12 protein-coding genes and 2 rRNA genes are annotated in these 15,880 nt (G+C 66.7%); 11 read left to right on the plus strand and 3 right to left on the minus strand.

What is annotated here, in order from left to right; translation table 11 throughout:
- Positions 1-130: 130 nt before the first annotated feature.
- From G9272_RS25685 to G9272_RS25735, 11 genes are all read left to right on the plus strand, one after another.
- Positions 131-3,253, plus strand: a 23S ribosomal RNA gene (locus tag G9272_RS25685).
- Between the two features lie 90 nt (positions 3,254-3,343).
- Positions 3,344-3,460: ribosomal RNA gene (gene rrf, locus G9272_RS25690) — 5S ribosomal RNA — on the plus strand.
- A gap of 72 nt (positions 3,461-3,532) precedes the next feature.
- On the plus strand, positions 3,533-4,177 hold the full coding sequence (locus G9272_RS25695) for an HAD family hydrolase (RefSeq protein WP_171398741.1): 645 nt from the start codon (positions 3,533-3,535) through the stop codon (positions 4,175-4,177).
- Between the two features lie 92 nt (positions 4,178-4,269).
- Positions 4,270-4,980, plus strand: coding sequence for a VC0807 family protein (locus G9272_RS25700; protein ID WP_437184304.1), 711 nt, complete (start codon positions 4,270-4,272; stop codon positions 4,978-4,980).
- Between the two features lie 76 nt (positions 4,981-5,056).
- The gene (locus tag G9272_RS25705; protein WP_171398743.1) at positions 5,057-6,280 is read left to right on the plus strand and encodes an MFS transporter; all 1,224 of its coding nucleotides are present in this window, start codon (positions 5,057-5,059) and stop codon (positions 6,278-6,280) included.
- Positions 6,231-7,403: an acetoin utilization protein AcuC gene (locus tag G9272_RS25710; protein ID WP_171398744.1), complete on the plus strand. Its 1,173-nt coding sequence runs from the start codon at positions 6,231-6,233 to the stop codon at positions 7,401-7,403. The genes G9272_RS25705 and G9272_RS25710 overlap by 50 nt, the downstream gene beginning before the upstream one ends.
- 214 nt (positions 7,404-7,617) lie before the next feature.
- Entirely contained in the window at positions 7,618-8,433 is an 816-nt protein-coding gene (locus G9272_RS25715) for a phosphatase (protein WP_171398745.1), read from the plus strand.
- Positions 8,434-8,567: 134 nt separating this feature from the next.
- Positions 8,568-8,780 carry a helix-turn-helix domain-containing protein gene (locus G9272_RS25720; RefSeq protein WP_015658719.1) on the plus strand — a complete coding sequence of 71 codons (213 nt, stop codon included), beginning with the start codon at positions 8,568-8,570 and terminating at the stop codon, positions 8,778-8,780.
- Positions 8,781-8,957: 177 nt separating this feature from the next.
- Positions 8,958-9,056, plus strand: a complete 99-nt coding sequence (locus G9272_RS25725; RefSeq protein ID WP_003948845.1) for a 30S ribosomal protein bS22 — start codon at positions 8,958-8,960, stop codon at positions 9,054-9,056.
- A gap of 302 nt (positions 9,057-9,358) precedes the next feature.
- Positions 9,359-10,432, plus strand: a complete 1,074-nt coding sequence (locus G9272_RS25730; protein ID WP_171398746.1) for an NAD-dependent epimerase/dehydratase family protein — start codon at positions 9,359-9,361, stop codon at positions 10,430-10,432.
- A 14-nt stretch (positions 10,433-10,446) separates the two neighbouring features.
- Positions 10,447-11,517 carry a lysophospholipid acyltransferase family protein gene (locus G9272_RS25735; protein ID WP_171398747.1) on the plus strand — a complete coding sequence of 357 codons (1,071 nt, stop codon included), beginning with the start codon at positions 10,447-10,449 and terminating at the stop codon, positions 11,515-11,517.
- Positions 11,518-12,162: 645 nt separating this feature from the next.
- On the opposite strand, the gene G9272_RS25750 is transcribed toward G9272_RS25735, so the two are convergent.
- From G9272_RS25750 to G9272_RS25760, 3 genes are all read right to left on the minus strand, one after another.
- Entirely contained in the window at positions 12,163-13,407 is a 1,245-nt protein-coding gene (locus G9272_RS25750; RefSeq protein ID WP_171398748.1) for a DUF5667 domain-containing protein, read from the minus strand.
- A 255-nt stretch (positions 13,408-13,662) separates the two neighbouring features.
- Entirely contained in the window at positions 13,663-14,442 is a 780-nt protein-coding gene (locus tag G9272_RS25755) for an ECF subfamily RNA polymerase sigma factor, BldN family (protein ID WP_054238616.1), read from the minus strand.
- A 402-nt stretch (positions 14,443-14,844) separates the two neighbouring features.
- Complete coding sequence (locus G9272_RS25760) at positions 14,845-15,792, minus strand: HAD family hydrolase (protein ID WP_171398749.1); 948 nt, start codon at positions 15,790-15,792, stop codon at positions 14,845-14,847.
- Between the last annotated feature and the right edge of the window lie 88 nt (positions 15,793-15,880).

Raw genomic sequence — 15,880 nt, forward strand, 5'->3', positions numbered from 1 at the left:
TTGGGTGTCTGAGGGTATGGCCGTATGGCTGCCTTCAGTGCCGGCCCCAGTGCACTCGAAACCGTAGGGTTTCGGGGTGATGGGTGGCTGGTCGTTGTTTGAGAACTGCACAGTGGACGCGAGCATCTGTGGCCAAGTTTTTAAGGGCGCACGGTGGATGCCTTGGCACCAGGAACCGATGAAGGACGTGGGAGGCCACGATAGTCCCCGGGGAGTCGTCAACCAGGCTTTGATCCGGGGGTTTCCGAATGGGGAAACCCGGCAGTCGTCATGGGCTGTCACCCGCTGCTGAACACATAGGCAGTGTGGAGGGAACGCGGGGAAGTGAAACATCTCAGTACCCGCAGGAAGAGAAAACAACCGTGATTCCGGGAGTAGTGGCGAGCGAAACCGGATGAGGCCAAACCGTATACGTGTGAGACCCGGCAGGGGTTGCGTGTACGGGGTTGTGGGATCTCTCTTTCACAGTCTGCCGGCTGTGAGACGAGTCAGAAACCGTTGATGTAGGCGAAGGACATGCGAAAGGTCCGGCGTAGAGGGTAAGACCCCCGTAGTCGAAACATCAGCGGCTCGTTTGAGAGACACCCAAGTAGCACGGGGCCCGAGAAATCCCGTGTGAATCTGGCGGGACCACCCGCTAAGCCTAAATATTCCCTGGTGACCGATAGCGGATAGTACCGTGAGGGAATGGTGAAAAGTACCGCGGGAGCGGAGTGAAATAGTACCTGAAACCGTGTGCCTACAAGCCGTGGGAGCGTCGGACGGAGAGCTTGCTCTTCGTCTCGTGACTGCGTGCCTTTTGAAGAATGAGCCTGCGAGTTTGCGGTGTGTTGCGAGGTTAACCCGAGTGGGGTAGCCGTAGCGAAAGCGAGTCCGAATAGGGCGTTTCAGTAGCACGCTCAAGACCCGAAGCGGAGTGATCTAGCCATGGGCAGGTTGAAGCGGAGGTAAGACTTCGTGGAGGACCGAACCCACCAGGGTTGAAAACCTGGGGGATGACCTGTGGTTAGGGGTGAAAGGCCAATCAAACTCCGTGATAGCTGGTTCTCCCCGAAATGCATTTAGGTGCAGCGTCGTGTGTTTCTTGCCGGAGGTAGAGCACTGGATAGGCGATGGGCCCTACCGGGTTACTGACCTTAGCCAAACTCCGAATGCCGGTAAGTGAGAGCGCGGCAGTGAGACTGTGGGGGATAAGCTCCATGGTCGAGAGGGAAACAGCCCAGAGCATCGACTAAGGCCCCTAAGCGTACGCTAAGTGGGAAAGGATGTGGAGTCGCACAGACAACCAGGAGGTTGGCTTAGAAGCAGCCACCCTTGAAAGAGTGCGTAATAGCTCACTGGTCTAGTGATTCCGCGCCGACAATGTAGCGGGGCTCAAGCGTACCGCCGAAGTCGTGTCATTGCAGCTATAGGGCCAACGCCCGCTGTGATGGGTAGGGGAGCGTCGTGTGCCGGGTGAAGCAGCACCGGAAGGTAGTTGTGGACGGTTCACGAGTGAGAATGCAGGCATGAGTAGCGATACACACGTGAGAAACGTGTGCGCCGATTGACTAAGGGTTCCTGGGTCAAGCTGATCTGCCCAGGGTAAGTCGGGACCTAAGGCGAGGCCGACAGGCGTAGTCGATGGATAACCGGTTGATATTCCGGTACCCGCTGTGAAGCGTCAAACATCGAACCAGGCGATGCTAAGTCCGTGAAGCCGTTCCGGACCCTTCGGGGAAAGGAAAGTGGTGGAGCCGGCGAACCAGACTTGCAGTAGGTGAGTGATGGGGTGACGCAGGAAGGTAGTCCATCCCGGGCGGTGGTTGTCCCGGGGTAAGGGTGTAGGACGAACGGTAGGCAAATCCGCCGTTCATATAGTCTGAGACCTGATGCCGAGCCGATTGTGGCGAAGTGGATGATCCTATGCTGTCGAGAAAAGCCTCTAGCGAGTTTCATGGCGGCCCGTACCCTAAACCGACTCAGGTGGTCAGGTAGAGAATACCGAGGCGTTCGGGTGAACTATGGTTAAGGAACTCGGCAAAATGCCCCCGTAACTTCGGGAGAAGGGGGGCCACGTCTGGTGAGAGCACTTGCTGCTCGAGCTGGGGGTGGCCGCAGAGACCAGCGAGAAGCGACTGTTTACTAAAAACACAGGTCCGTGCGAAGCCGTAAGGCGATGTATACGGACTGACGCCTGCCCGGTGCTGGAACGTTAAGGGGACCGGTTAGTCAAGATTCGTCTTGGCGAAGCTGAGAACTTAAGCGCCAGTAAACGGCGGTGGTAACTATAACCATCCTAAGGTAGCGAAATTCCTTGTCGGGTAAGTTCCGACCTGCACGAATGGCGTAACGACTTCTCGACTGTCTCAACCATAGGCCCGGTGAAATTGCACTACGAGTAAAGATGCTCGTTTCGCGCAGCAGGACGGAAAGACCCCGGGACCTTTACTACAGTTTGATATTGGTGTTCGGTTCGGCTTGTGTAGGATAGGTGGGAGACTTTGAAGCGGCCACGCCAGTGGTTGTGGAGTCGTCGTTGAAATACCACTCTGGTCGTGCTGGATGTCTAACCTGGGTCCGTGATCCGGATCAGGGACAGTGTCTGATGGGTAGTTTAACTGGGGCGGTTGCCTCCTAAAGAGTAACGGAGGCGCCCAAAGGTTCCCTCAGCCTGGTTGGCAATCAGGTGTTGAGTGTAAGTGCACAAGGGAGCTTGACTGTGAGACCGACGGGTCGAGCAGGGACGAAAGTCGGGACTAGTGATCCGGCGGTGGCTTGTGGAAGCGCCGTCGCTCAACGGATAAAAGGTACCCCGGGGATAACAGGCTGATCTTCCCCAAGAGTCCATATCGACGGGATGGTTTGGCACCTCGATGTCGGCTCGTCGCATCCTGGGGCTGGAGTCGGTCCCAAGGGTTGGGCTGTTCGCCCATTAAAGCGGTACGCGAGCTGGGTTTAGAACGTCGTGAGACAGTTCGGTCCCTATCCGCTGCGCGCGCAGGAATATTGAGAAGGGCTGTCCCTAGTACGAGAGGACCGGGACGGACGAACCTCTGGTGTGCCAGTTGTTCTGCCAAGGGCATGGCTGGTTGGCTACGTTCGGGAGGGATAACCGCTGAAAGCATCTAAGCGGGAAGCCTGCTTCGAGATGAGTATTCCCACCCCCTTGAGGGGTTAAGGCTCCCAGTAGACGACTGGGTTGATAGGCCGGATGTGGAAGCCCAGTAATGGGTGAAGCTGACTGGTACTAATAGGCCGAGGGCTTGTCCTCAGTTGCTCGCGTCCACTGTGTTGGTTCTGAAACCACGAACGGCCCCATGCCATGGTCACGGCATGGTGCGGCTGGACAGTTTCATAGTGTTTCGGTGGTCATAGCGTGAGGGAAACGCCCGGTTACATTCCGAACCCGGAAGCTAAGCCTTACAGCGCCGATGGTACTGCAGGGGGGACCCTGTGGGAGAGTAGGACACCGCCGAACAAATATTACGGGAAACCCCCGCACCTCACGGTGCGGGGGTTTTCTGCGTTTGGGCTCATTTAGGGTCTAGTCATGCGCTACGACCTGGTGATTTTCGACAACGATGGTGTCCTGGTGGACAGTGAGCCGATCTCCAATCGGCTGCTGGCCGCCTATCTGACCGAGCTCGGGCATCCCACCTCGTACGAGGACTCCATCCGTGACTACATGGGGTCTGCGATGCATCGCATCCACGACCTGGTCCAGGAGCGCACGGGGCAGCTGCTGCCGGCGGAGTTCGACGACACGTTTCACCGGCGGGTGTTCGCGGCCTTCGAGCAGGAGCTGGAGCCCGTGGCGGGCGCCGTGGACGTCCTCGCGAAGCTGGCCGCGGACGGGGTGCCGTACTGCGTGGCGTCCTCCGGGAGCCATGAGCGGATTCGGGTGGGGCATCGGAAGACCGGGCTGGACCGGTGGTTCGAGGATGCGCGGATCTTCAGCTCGCAGGATGTCGGGAAGGGGAAGCCGGCGCCGGATCTCTTCCTGCACGCGGCTCAGCGGATGGGGGTGGCGCCGGAGCGGTGTGTGGTCGTGGAGGACAGTCCGCTGGGGGTGCGGGCAGCTGTGGCGGCCGGGATGGACGTCTACGGGTTCACCGCGATGACTCCGGCCGCGAAGCTCGCGGGGGCCACTCAACTCTTCTCCGACATGGGGCAGTTGCCTGACCTGCTGATCTGACGGACGATCCGATGTCGGGCTGACATTTGTCATGCGTAGCTCCGGACGATCGTTTCTACTGGGGGACCCCTCCCGGCGGCGAAGCTATGGGCATGACGACGAACCAGTGCAAGAAGCAGAACGCCTTCGCCCCGCTCATCGTGGATGTGGCGGTGCCGCTCGGGTCGTACTACCTCTTCAAGGGCGCGTTCGGGATGAGCACCTTCGCCGCTCTCGCCTGGAGCAGCCTGGTCCCGGCCGGGCGGACCATGTGGAGCGCGGTCAGCCGGCGGACGGTCAACGGGCTCGCCGGGCTCATCCTCGTCGTCAACATCGTCGGACTGGTGCTCAGCCTGGTCTCCGGTGATCCGCGGCTGATGCTGGCCAAGGACAGCGGGGTCAGCAGCACGATCGGGATCGGGATCCTGGTCTCCGCGGCGCTGGGGAGGCCGATGATGACCGCCGCGGTCAAGCCGTTCCTGGTGAAGGGGGACGCGGTCAGGGAGGCGGCCTGGGCGCGGCTGGAGAGTGGCGCGTCGGTCGCGTCGGCGGACTTCCGCAAGCGGGAGCGGGCCTTCTCGATCGTCTGGGGTGTGGTGCTGCTCGTCGAGTGCGTCGTGCGGGTCGTGGGGGCGTACACGGTGCCGGTGGACACCATGGTGTGGCTCGGTTCCGTGGTCATGGTCGTGGCGATGGGGATCGGCTTCGTGGTCGGCGGGGCGCTCGGTGCCGGGCCGATGGCGGCGATGGTCGCCTTCGAGCTGGGGGCCGGGAAGGCCGTAGAGGACGAGGTCGAGGTGCCCGAGGTCGTCCTCGCCCGGTGAAGTCCGGCAAAGCTGAGGAGAATTCATCTTTGGCTGGATCTACCCACGAGTACGCAGGGGCCCTACGCTCGCCGCCATGACAGAAGTGCTGCGGCGCGGTAGGGCCTCTTTGGCGTTCAGCTTTTTCGCGCAGGGCGCGGCCTTTGCTCTGCTGGTGACACGGATCCCAGCCATCCAGAACAGGTACGAGGTCTCGGACGCGCTGCTGCCCGTCTTCCTGGCGGCCGTGCCCATCCTGGCCGGGGTCGGAAGCGTGACGACCGAGCAGCTGGTGAAGCGGATACCGCCCAGCCGGGTGCTGCGGTGGTCCCAGCCGGTGGTGCTGCTGGCGCTGCTCGGGGTCGGGGCAGGGCGGGGGATGGCCGAGCTGGGTGTCGCCCTGGCCGTCTTCGGCCTCGCCGTGGGGGCGCTGGACGCCTCGATGAACATGCTCGGGGTGAGTCTTCAGCGGACGTACGGGCGCAGCATCATGCTCAGCTTCCATGCCGTGTACAGCCTGGGCGGGATCGTGGGGGCCTCGCTGGCGTGGGTGGGGGCGCATTGGCATCTCGCGCTGTGGGTGTCGTATCTGCCGGTGGTGGCGGTGCTGTTGCCGGCCGTCCTGGTGGGGAGCCGTTGGTATGTGGACGGGGGTGCGGAGGACGGCAAGGCGGGGGACGCCGAGTCGGGGGGCGGCGGTACGGGTGTCGTCTTCAAGGTGTTGCTGCCGCTGTGTCTGGTGATGACCTTCGCCTATATCGGGGACTCGACGGTCTCCAACTGGAGCGCGAAGTATCTCCAGGACGTGCTGGGCAGCAGCGAGCAGCTGGCCACCGTTCCGTACAACGTCTACATGGTGACCACGCTGCTCGGGCGGGCCATCGGGGACTTCGGGGTGCGGCGGTTCGGGGCCGCGGCGGTGGTGCGGCTGGGGGCGCTGGTGGCGGCTGCGGGGTTCGCGGTGGTGGCCGTCGCGCCCGGGGCGTGGGTCGGGATGCTCGGGTTCACGCTCGTGGGGCTGGGGTTGTGCGTACTGGTGCCGCAGACGTTCGCGGCGGCGGGACGGTTGTTCCCGGGGGCTTCGGATGCGGCGATCGCCCGTCTCAACATCTTCAATTACGTCGGGTTCCTGATCGGTTCGCCGTTGGTGGGGGCGCTGGGGGACGCCTGGACCTATCGGGGAGCGATGGTGGTGCCGATGGTGTTGGTGCTGGTGACGTTGGTGTACGCCCGGTCGTTCGCCGCTCAACCGGACCGATACGGTGGCGGGCATGAGCGGCCGCGCACAGCTGATGTGGGACGAGGCAGTAACGGGCTATGACTTCGGGCCCGAGCATCCGATGGATCCGGTTCGGCTGGATCTGACCCGGAGGCTGGTCGGTGCCCTGGGGCTCGACCGGGAGGTGGACGTCGTCGCGGCGAAGCCCGCCGGGGAGTCGACGCTGCGGCTGGTGCACCGGGAGGACTACGTCCAGGCCGTCAAGGCGGCGTCGGTGGAGCCGGGGTCGGCGGACCAGTCGTACGGGCTGGGGACGATGGACGATCCGGCCTTCGCGGGGATGCACGAGGTGTCCGCCCTCATCGCCGGGCTGTCCGTCGGGGCCGCGGAGGCCGTCTGGCGGGGCGAGGCGCTGCACGCGGTGAACTTCGCGGGTGGGTTGCATCATGCGATGCCGGGCGGGGCGTCGGGGTTCTGTATCTACAACGACGCTTCGCTGGCGATCGCCCGGTTGCTGGAGCTGGGGGCCGAGCGGGTCGCGTATGTGGATGTGGACGTGCATCACGGGGACGGCGTGCAGGCGGCGTTCTGGGACGACCCGCGGGTGCTGACGATCTCCCTGCACGAGCATCCTCGTACCTTGTTCCCGCAGACCGGGTGGCCGGAGGAGACCGGTGGGGAGCGGGCGGAGGGGTCGGCGGTGAACGTCGCGCTGCCGGCCGGGACCGGCGACGCGGGGTGGCTGCGGGCGTTCCACTCGGTGGTGCCGGAGCTGATCGCCGATTTCCGGCCGGATGTGCTGGTGACCCAGCACGGGGCCGACACGCACTTCGAGGATCCGTTGGCTCATCTCGCGGTGTCTCTCGATGCGCAGCGGGCTGTGCAGGTGGCCTGTCATGAGTTGGCGCACGAGTACGCCGGGGGCAAGTGGGTCGCGCTCGGTGGGGGCGGGTACGCGGTGGTGGATGTGGTGCCGCGGTCGTGGACGCATCTGGTGGGGGTGGCGGCGGGGGTGCCGGTGGCGCCGGAGACGGTGATTCCGGAGGGGTGGCGACAGGAGGTCTTCGCTCGTACCCGGCAGTTGGGGCCGGTGCGGATGACCGACGGGCGGTGGCCGGTGGAGTGGGCGGAGTGGGAGTCGGGGTACGACCCCGCCGATCGGTTGGACCAGGCTGTGTTGGCCACGCGGCGGGCGGTGTTTCCGTTGCGGGGGTTGTTGCCGTAGGGGAGGGGGTGCGGTGGGTGGGCGTTGTGGGGTTCGCCCCCGCCGCCCTCACCCGTTCCCCTCCTCGTCAGGGGCTCTGCCCCCTGCGCCCCCCGGATCGGCCCGGACGGCCTCGTCCTCAATTGCCGGACGAGCTGACAAGCGCTTACGCCAACTGTGGGGTGTTGCCCTTGTTCTCGCCCGAGGCCCCGCTTCGTCCGTCAGCATCGCTTCTGTGTTGAGTTCCGTGGCGCTGCGGGCGCATCTGCTGGCTGCGCGGTTGGCCGGGGCGGTGGCCACCTCCCGGGAGGAGAGTCTGCGGAGCTATCGGCTCTTCGCCGCTCGTGATCCCCGGGTGCTGCTCGGGCTTGATCCCGAGCGGAGTTGGGGGCAGCGGGATCTGATCGCGCTGATGGCCGACAAGTGTGGAGTTTCGGCCGATCCCGGCTGCGTTTCCGGGCATGATGTGATCGATCCTGAGCGCACACTGGCCGGGCTGGACGCCTTCGCGGCGCGGCTCGCCTCGGTCGCCCAGCGTGGCGCGCCCGTGCTGCTGGGCACCGGGCATCCGCATCGGCTGCTGGGGTTCTACGCCGCCGTTGCGGACGCTTTGTCGGCGGCGGGATGTGATGTTCTCACCCCGGCGCAGGGTCACTGTGTCGACATAACGACCCGGTTCGGTCTACGTACGCACAACCTCGACTACGTACGGGGAGTCGCGGTCGTCCGGGAGGCAGGTGTCGAACGCGCCGGTTGTGCGACCGGTGCGCACAGCCATTCGCCGCTCCCGGTTCGGGTCGCGCTGGCGGCTGCGGCCGAGGGTGGGGGGCCGCTGCCCGAGCTGGTCATCGGGGACCACGGATGGGTCTGCGGGGCAGGTCAGCTGGGTTTCGAGGCCATCGGGCTGGCGGACACCGACGACCCCGCGCTGTTCGTGGGGGAGGCCGAGGGAATCGTCTCCGTCGTCGTTCCACTTGATGACGCCGTGCGGTCCGCTTACTACAGGCCGCTGACCCGCTACGTACTCAATCGAGCGTGTCTGTCACAGTAGGCCGCTGATGGGTGCACCTCTTCCCCACTCGCATCACCCGCCCCTACATTGGGGAGTGAGCACGCAGCGACGAAGAGTCACCGGAAGGGGAAGCCGGTGGCCGTCGAGTCGAGTGCGGAAGGTTCAGGTGTGTCATGGGTGCAGCCGGCGAGAGGCCTCTGAACGAGGTTCAGTTCCTTACCGTGGCGGAAGTCGCCTCGGTGATGCGAGTGTCGAAGATGACCGTGTACCGACTGGTGCACAGCGGTCATCTGCCCGCGATCCGGGTGGGGCGGTCCTTCCGCGTCCCCGAGCAAGCGGTGCACGAGTACCTCCGCGAGAGCTACGTGGGGGTGGAAACCGCCTGACGGCCGGGGCCTGTCCGGCAGGGCAGGCCCGGGGTGGGGCCCGGCTTCAGGGCCGTCTCGGGCCCCTCCCGCCCCTCGATTACGACCTCAGCGCTCGGGCGGGTAGGCTAGCCCCTCGTAGGTCGTATGGGCCCATGGCGCCCAGCACCGAGTGATGAGAAGTGAGCGAGGGTAGTCGTGGGCTCTGTTATCAAGAAGCGGCGCAAGCGGATGGCCAAGAAGAAGCACCGCAAGCTGCTCAAGCGCACGCGCGTTCAGCGTCGCAACAAGAAGTAAGCGCGAGCAGGAGTAAGCGCAAGCACTTACTTCGCGCGACGCGAGCCGCGTAGGCGTGGTGTGGCCCCCCACCGTGTTATCGGTGGGGGGCCACACGCATATCCGGGTGCCCGTACGGCCGGCTGAACGCCGTGCGTATGCCTGGACGTGCACCATGGCTGATCTGGTCGTATGACCGAAGAGATCTCGTCACTTCGTGCATCGGGCGGTCATCACAGCGCAACATCGACCCGCTAGGTTGGCCGCAGACGGGAACTCGGCAGGGCGGCCGGCGGTTCCAGGACGGAAGGAAGGCGCTGATCTTGGGAAAGGTCGTGCTCGTTACCGGAGTGGCCCGTCAGCTGGGGGGCCGGTTCGTACGACGGATCCAGCGTGACCCACAGGTCGACCGGGTGGTCGCCGTGGACGCGGTGCGGCCCGAGCACCATCTCGGGGGCGCCGACTTCATCGAGGCCGACATCCGGCAGCCCACCATCGCGCGGGTGCTCGCCGAGACCGGTGCCGACACCGTCGTCCACCTCGACGTGACGGCGACCGCGCTGGGCAGGGGCAGCCGGACCACGGTCAAGGAGACCAACGTCATCGGGACCATGCAGCTGCTCGGCGCCTGTCAGAAATCGCCGAATGTGAAACGGCTGGTGGTCAAGTCCTCCACCAACGTCTACGGGTCCGCGCCGCGTGATCCCGCCGTGTTCACCGAGACGACCCCGCCCAAGTCGCTGCCCAGCGGCGGCTTCGCCAAGGACGCCGTCGAGGTCGAGGGGTATGTGCGTGGGTTCGCCCGGCGGCGGCCCGATGTCGCCGTGTGCGTGCTGCGGTTCGCCAACATCCTGGGGCCGACCGCCGAGACGCCGCTCGCCGCGTACTTCTCGCTGCCCGTGCTGCCGACCGTGCTCGGCTACGACCCCCGGCTCCAGTTCGTGCACGAGGACGACGTGATCGAGGTGCTGCGGATCGCCTCGCACGAACCGCGGCGGGGCACCCTCAACAGCGGCACCTTCAACATCGCCGGGGACGGGGCGCTGTTGCTGTCGCAGTGTTCGCGGCGGCTCGGGCGGCCCACCGTGCCCCTGCTGCTGCCTGCCGTCACCTGGGCGGGGTCGCTGGTGCGTACGCTGGGCATGACGGACTTCTCGCCCGAGCAGATCCGGCTGCTCACCCATGGTCGGGTCGTGTCCACGGACCAGATGCGCGAGACGCTGGGGTTCACGCCGCGGTACACCACGGCGGAGACCTTCGCGGACTTCGCGCGCAGTCACGGACCCGGACTCCTGCCGCCCGAGGCCGTTGCCGGGGCCGTCGACCGGATCGCCGCGCTGTCCCTGCCGGGCGGCGGCCACCCCCCGGTCCACCTCCCGACGCAGAGCGCCAACTGAGGAGCGCATCAACGATGGCGGATGCCAAGGTCATTCCGTTCGACGACGACCGGTCCCGGGGGAGCGCCGTAACGCGGCCGCCCCGGCGCCGGGGTGCGGTGAGCCGGCGCAGGAACGGCGAGCCCGCGCCGGTCCGGGAGATCGGCGAGGCCGGTGAGGTCGGTGAGGTCCAGCCCCTGCCCACCAGGGCGGCTGGGCAGGATGATGTTCCTGTGACGGGTGAGGAACGGCTGGACAAGGACGCGGGCGGCCTGGAGCGGCGGATCGCGGGCGGGCTGTCCTTCCTGCGCCGGCGCCTCACGGGCGACTACGAGGTCGACGACTTCGGCTATGACGAGGAGCTGACCGACCAGGTCCTGATGTCCTTGCTGCGGCCGCTGTACGAGAAGTACTTCCGGGTCGAGGTGAAGGGTGTCGAGAACATCCCGGCGGAGGGGGGCGCGCTGATCGTCGCCAACCACTCCGGGACGCTGCCGTTGGACGGCCTGATGATGCAGGTCGCCGTCCACGACCACCACCCGGCGGGCCGGCACCTGCGACTGCTGGCCGCCGACCTCGTCTTCGTGCTGCCGGTCGTCAACGAGCTGGCCCGCAAGCTCGGGCACACCCTCGCCTGCGCGGAGGACGCCGAACGGCTGCTCGGCCAGGGCGAGCTGGTCGGGGTGATGCCGGAGGGCTTCAAGGGCATCGGGAAGCCCTTCAGCGAGCGCTACAAGCTCCAGCGGTTCGGCCGGGGCGGCTTCGTCTCCACGGCACTGCGTCAGGGAGCTCCGATCATCCCCTGCTCGATCGTCGGGGCCGAGGAGATCTACCCGATGATCGGCAACGCGAAGACGTTGGCGCGGGTGCTCGGGTTCCCGTACTTCCCGCTGACGCCGACCTTCCCGTGGCTGGGACCGCTGGGCGGCATTCCCCTGCCGACGAAGTGGACGATCCAGTTCGGCGAGCCGATCCCGACGGACGGCTACCCGCCGGAGGCGGCGGAGGACCCCATGCTGATGTTCAACCTGACGGACCAGGTCCGTGAACAGATCCAGCACACCCTCTACAAGCTGCTGGTGCAGCGGCGGTCGGTGTTCTTCTGACGGGTGGCCGGGTGGCTGGGCTTCGGTGAGCCGCCGCCGGACGGAGTGCGGCGCAGCCGGGCGAAGCCCGCGTAGCGGTGCGAGGCCGGCGGTGTAGATGGGTGCCCATGCTGATGTTCGACCTGACGGATCAGGTCCGTGAACGGATCCAGCACACCCTCTACAAGTTGCTGGTGCAGCGGCGGTCGGTGTTCTTCTGACGGGTGGCCGGGTGGCTGGGCTTCGGTGAGCCGCCGGACGGGGTCCGGCGCAGCCGGGCGAAGCCCGCGTAGCGGTGCGAGGTCGGCGGTGTAGATGGGTGCCCATGCTGATGTTCGACCTGACGGATCAGGTCCGTGAACGGATCCAGCACACCCTCTACAAGTTGCTGGTGCAGCGGCGGTCGGTGTTCTTCTGACGGGTGGCCGGGTGGCTGGGCTTCGGTGAGCCGCCGGACGGAGTGCGGCGCAGCCGGGCGAAGCCCGCGTAGCGGTGCGAGGTCGGCGGTGTAGATGGGTGCCTATGCTGATGTTCGACCTGACGGATCAGGTCCGTGAACGGATCCAGCACACCCTCTACTGAGTGGGGCTGTTCGGGTACGACTGTGGGGGCGCTCCTCTTTTGAGAGGGGCGCCCCCACAGTCGTACGGGCTGGGGCTGCTCGGGTTACTCCGCGTCCTCGCTGTCGATGCCCAGGCCTGGGAGCAGGCCGGGGAGGAGGGGTGGGAGGGTGACGTCCGGTTGGGTGCTGGGGACGATGGTGGTCGGGGCGGTGCTGCCGTTTTCCTTCGGGGGGTCCAGGAGGCCGCCGGTGCTGCCGCCGAGCAGGCCGTCGTCGGTGGTGCCGGAGGTGGACGACTTGCTGGGGCTTCCGGTGTCGGCGCCGGTCCCGTCGGTCGGGTCGTGGCCGGTGCCTGGGGTGGTCGCGTGGCGGTCGGTGTCCGAGGTGCCGGTGGACGTCGAGCCGGAGCCCTCACGGGTGCCGCCGCCGCCCGGGGCGGGGGGCCGCGGGAGGAGGGACTGGAGCGGGGCGACCTCTTGGTCTATGGCCTCGAAGACCGACGAGACCTGTTGACTGACGTCGCCGAGCTGGACCGGCAGGCGGTCGCGCAGGGCGCCCCAGACCTCGCGGTGCGAGCGGGAGAACGCGTCGAGGGCCTGGATGGGGCCCAGGGAGTTCGGGTCGCGTTCGTACGCCTCGTGGAGGAGCCGGTGGCCTTCCGACGCGTCGTGCTGCATGCCGTTCAGGGCGCGTCGGATCTCGCCGAGGGATTCGTGGTCGAGGTCGCCGCTGCGGCCCCGCTCCATGAGTCGACGGGCCTCGCTGAGCCGGGTGGAGGCCTGGTCGAGATAGGTCCGACCGCGCTCGTCGTCGCCGTCGGCCAGATAGTTGAGCTTGAAGTCCTCGATGCCGCGCTTCAGTCCGTAGAGCCCGTCGCCCGGGAGGGCGTCGGAACTCGCGGCCGCGACTCCGCCGAAGGCGCCCGCCGCGACGCCGACGCTGAGGCCGCCCGCGGTGAGGCCCTTGGCGAGGCGGGATCGCGGTCGGAACTTGCCCAGGGGACTGGCCCGGTGAGTGCCCCTGGCCCGGTGGGAGCGTTGCTCCGGCACCGAAGGGTCCGCCGTTTCGCCTCCCGCGGTGCCCGCTTGCAGCATGGCCTCCATTGCGGCGACCAACTGGGCCCGCTGGACGACCTTGACCTCGGGATCGAGTTCCGGTTTGGGCAGCTCGGCGAGACTCGTGGCGAGGGCCAGAAGTTGGCCCTGCCCGGTCTGGTCCGCAGCGGCCGGCGCCGGCGGTGATCCTTCGGTCTGCTCGGCCGCCGTGCCCTGGGAGGAACAGTCGGACTGCTCCTCCAAGGCCTGGGCGAAGGCGCTCGCCCGCCGGTGCGCCGATACGTTCGCGATCACTGGCGGCACCTCCTCTCGTCATGACGGTCGACTCCCCTGGGGTCCTGACGGTTGCACGCCCTGGGCCGGATCCACACGATCGAGTGATCGGGGTCGGCCAGGACGTGACCACAGGGAGCCTGTATCCCGCACAACGACTGGCGCGGCACTTGGGTTACGGACTGCGGATGATCGGATCGGGAAGACAACGGACTTTCACTGAAGGTGAGTTGGCGTCACGGAGTGTGTGGCGTCGGTCGTGGGCGGGGGACGGGTTCAGCGGGCGTCTTCCGGCAGCAGGCGGGCGAGGGTGCGGACGGCCCGGTACTGGAGCGTCTTGATGGCACCCTCGTTCTTGCCCATCACGCGCGCGGTCTCGGCGACGGAGAGCCCCTGGAGGAACCGGAGCGTCACGCACTCCTGCTGCTGGGGGTTGAGCCGGCGTACGGCGTCCAGAAGCGCCGCGTTGGAGAGGGACTCCAGGACGGAGTCCTCGGGTGAGCGCTCGACCTCGTTGGCGTCGAGCATCTCGCCGGTCGTCACCTCGAGCCGGAAGCGGCTCGACTTGAAGTGGTCGGCGACGAGGTTGCGGGCGATGGTGACGAGCCAGGCGCCGAAGTCGCGGCCCTGCCAGGTGAACGTCCCGATGCGGCGCAGGGCGCGCAGGAACGTCTCGCTGGTGAGGTCCTCGGCTGTCGCCTTGCCGCCGACCCGGTAGTAGATGTAGCGGTAGACCGTGTCGCTGTACTGGTCGTACAGGCGCCCGAAGGCATCGGCCTCGCCGGCTTGGGCGCGTTCGACGAGGTCCATCATGCGGGCGCTGTCACTGTCGGCGGCCGGCCGACGGGCGGTGGCCGCGCCGGCCGAGCGTCCTCGTCTGCCCACCGCGGCGCTGCCGTCGGCCAGTGCGTAGCACGGGCCCAGCGGAGCGGTGGTGGCGAAGGCGGGGACGGCGTACGCGGTGGGGACGACGCCGCGCAAGAGGTCATGGACCGTAGCGACCGTTGCGCGCAGCGTAGCCAGGCCCGAGGTGTCAACCCCGACGTGTGGGTACACGGGACTCCCAGAGGCAGAGCTTGCATCACGTGCAGTACGGAACCATTCACCCGTCGTAGCGACGGAAGGGGTACCGGATTGCGTCTGAGGAGAATAACGCTTCGTGCAGGCCCTGCTACACCGAGTTGCTCAAATCATCGATTACGTCGCTTCTGTGGCCTATTGACGCTCGATCAAGTTGCATAGGGTGAACGATTGTTGACCGAAATGGTTCGGGTTTCGGGTCGGTCCGGGGCGTGTTGTGGCTGTGCGCGGACAACAGGACTGGACGAGGGGTTACGGGGGTAAGACCGTCGGATTGGCCGGGTTCGGTGTCCGGTGTGGGGTGTTGTCCGGTAACGCGAAAGAGCGGCCGGGCAGTTGCGCCTCGGCCGCTCTTCCGGGATGTCTACGTCGGCGTCGTCATCGCCGTCGTCGGTGCAGCGCGATCGCCGCCGCCGTGCCGCCCGCCACCGCGCCCACGCCCGCCGCGGCCGGGATGCCGACCTTCGCCGCCTTGCGGCCCGTGCGGTAGTCGCGCAGCCGCCAGTCGAGGTTGCGCGCGTGCTTGCGGAGCTTGGCGTCGGGGTTGATGGCGTAGGGGTGGCCGACGAGGGAGAGCATCGGGATGTCGTTGTGGGAGTCGCTGTAGGCGGCGCAGCGGGAGAGGTCCAGGTTCTCCGCCGCGGCCAGCGCGCGTACCGCCTCCGCCTTCGCGGGGCCGTGCAGCGGCTCGCCCACCAGCCTGCCCGTGTAGACGCCGTCGACGGACTCCGCGACCGTGCCCAGCGCGCCGGTCAGGCCGAGGCGGCGGGCGATCACCTGGGCGATCTCCACCGGGGCCGCCGTGACCAGCCACACCTTCTGGCCCGCGTCCAGGTGCGCCTGGGCGAGGGCCCGGGTGCCCGGCCAGATGCGCTCGGCCATGTACTCGTCGTAGATCTCCTCGCCGATCGACATCAGCTCGGAGACCCGGTGGCCCTGCACGATGGAGAGCGCCGAGTCGCGGGCCTCCTGCATGTGCTCGGGGTCCTCGACGCCGGCCAGCCGGAACCACGCCTGCTGCCAGGCGAAGCGGGCCAGGTCGCGGGTCTCGAAGAACTTGCGTTTGTACAGGCCACGGCCGAAGTGGAAGAGCGCGGCGCCCTGCATCACGGTGTTGTCGAGGTCGAAGAAGGCGGCGGCCATCGCGTCGCCGTGCACCGGGAACTGCGGTTCCCGGTCGGGGGTGTCCAGGGGTGTCAGGGTCTCCTGGGAGTCCAGGTTTTCCTGGGTGGACTTGCGGGCTGCCTCCGCCGAGGCCTCGCCTGCCAACACGCTCCGCGCCGTGGCGGAGCGCCTACGGGGAGTGAGCCATCCTAGAGCGGCCATGGCGTGAGCATAGCCAGTCCGTTCGGTGGTTCCGGAGCCGAGAGGTTCGAAGGGTGTGAACTCTCCGCGACCGCGCCGTTAAAGAAGC

This window comes from Streptomyces asoensis (assembly GCF_013085465.1).
GTDB classification, from domain to species: Bacteria; Actinomycetota; Actinomycetes; order Streptomycetales; family Streptomycetaceae; genus Streptomyces; species Streptomyces cacaoi_A.

Coding starts and splice junctions, on each gene's coding strand:
- G9272_RS25695 (WP_171398741.1), top strand. CDS start 3,533: ATGCGCTACGACCTGGTGATTTTCGACAACGATGGTGTCCTGGTGGAC.
- G9272_RS25700 (WP_437184304.1), top strand. CDS start 4,270: ATGACGACGAACCAGTGCAAGAAGCAGAACGCCTTCGCCCCGCTCATC.
- G9272_RS25705 (WP_171398743.1), top strand. CDS start 5,057: ATGACAGAAGTGCTGCGGCGCGGTAGGGCCTCTTTGGCGTTCAGCTTT.
- G9272_RS25710 (WP_171398744.1), top strand. CDS start 6,231: ATGAGCGGCCGCGCACAGCTGATGTGGGACGAGGCAGTAACGGGCTAT.
- G9272_RS25720 (WP_015658719.1), top strand. CDS start 8,568: ATGGGTGCAGCCGGCGAGAGGCCTCTGAACGAGGTTCAGTTCCTTACC.
- G9272_RS25735 (WP_171398747.1), top strand. CDS start 10,447: ATGGCGGATGCCAAGGTCATTCCGTTCGACGACGACCGGTCCCGGGGG.
- G9272_RS25760 (WP_171398749.1), bottom strand. CDS start 15,792: ATGGCCGCTCTAGGATGGCTCACTCCCCGTAGGCGCTCCGCCACGGCG.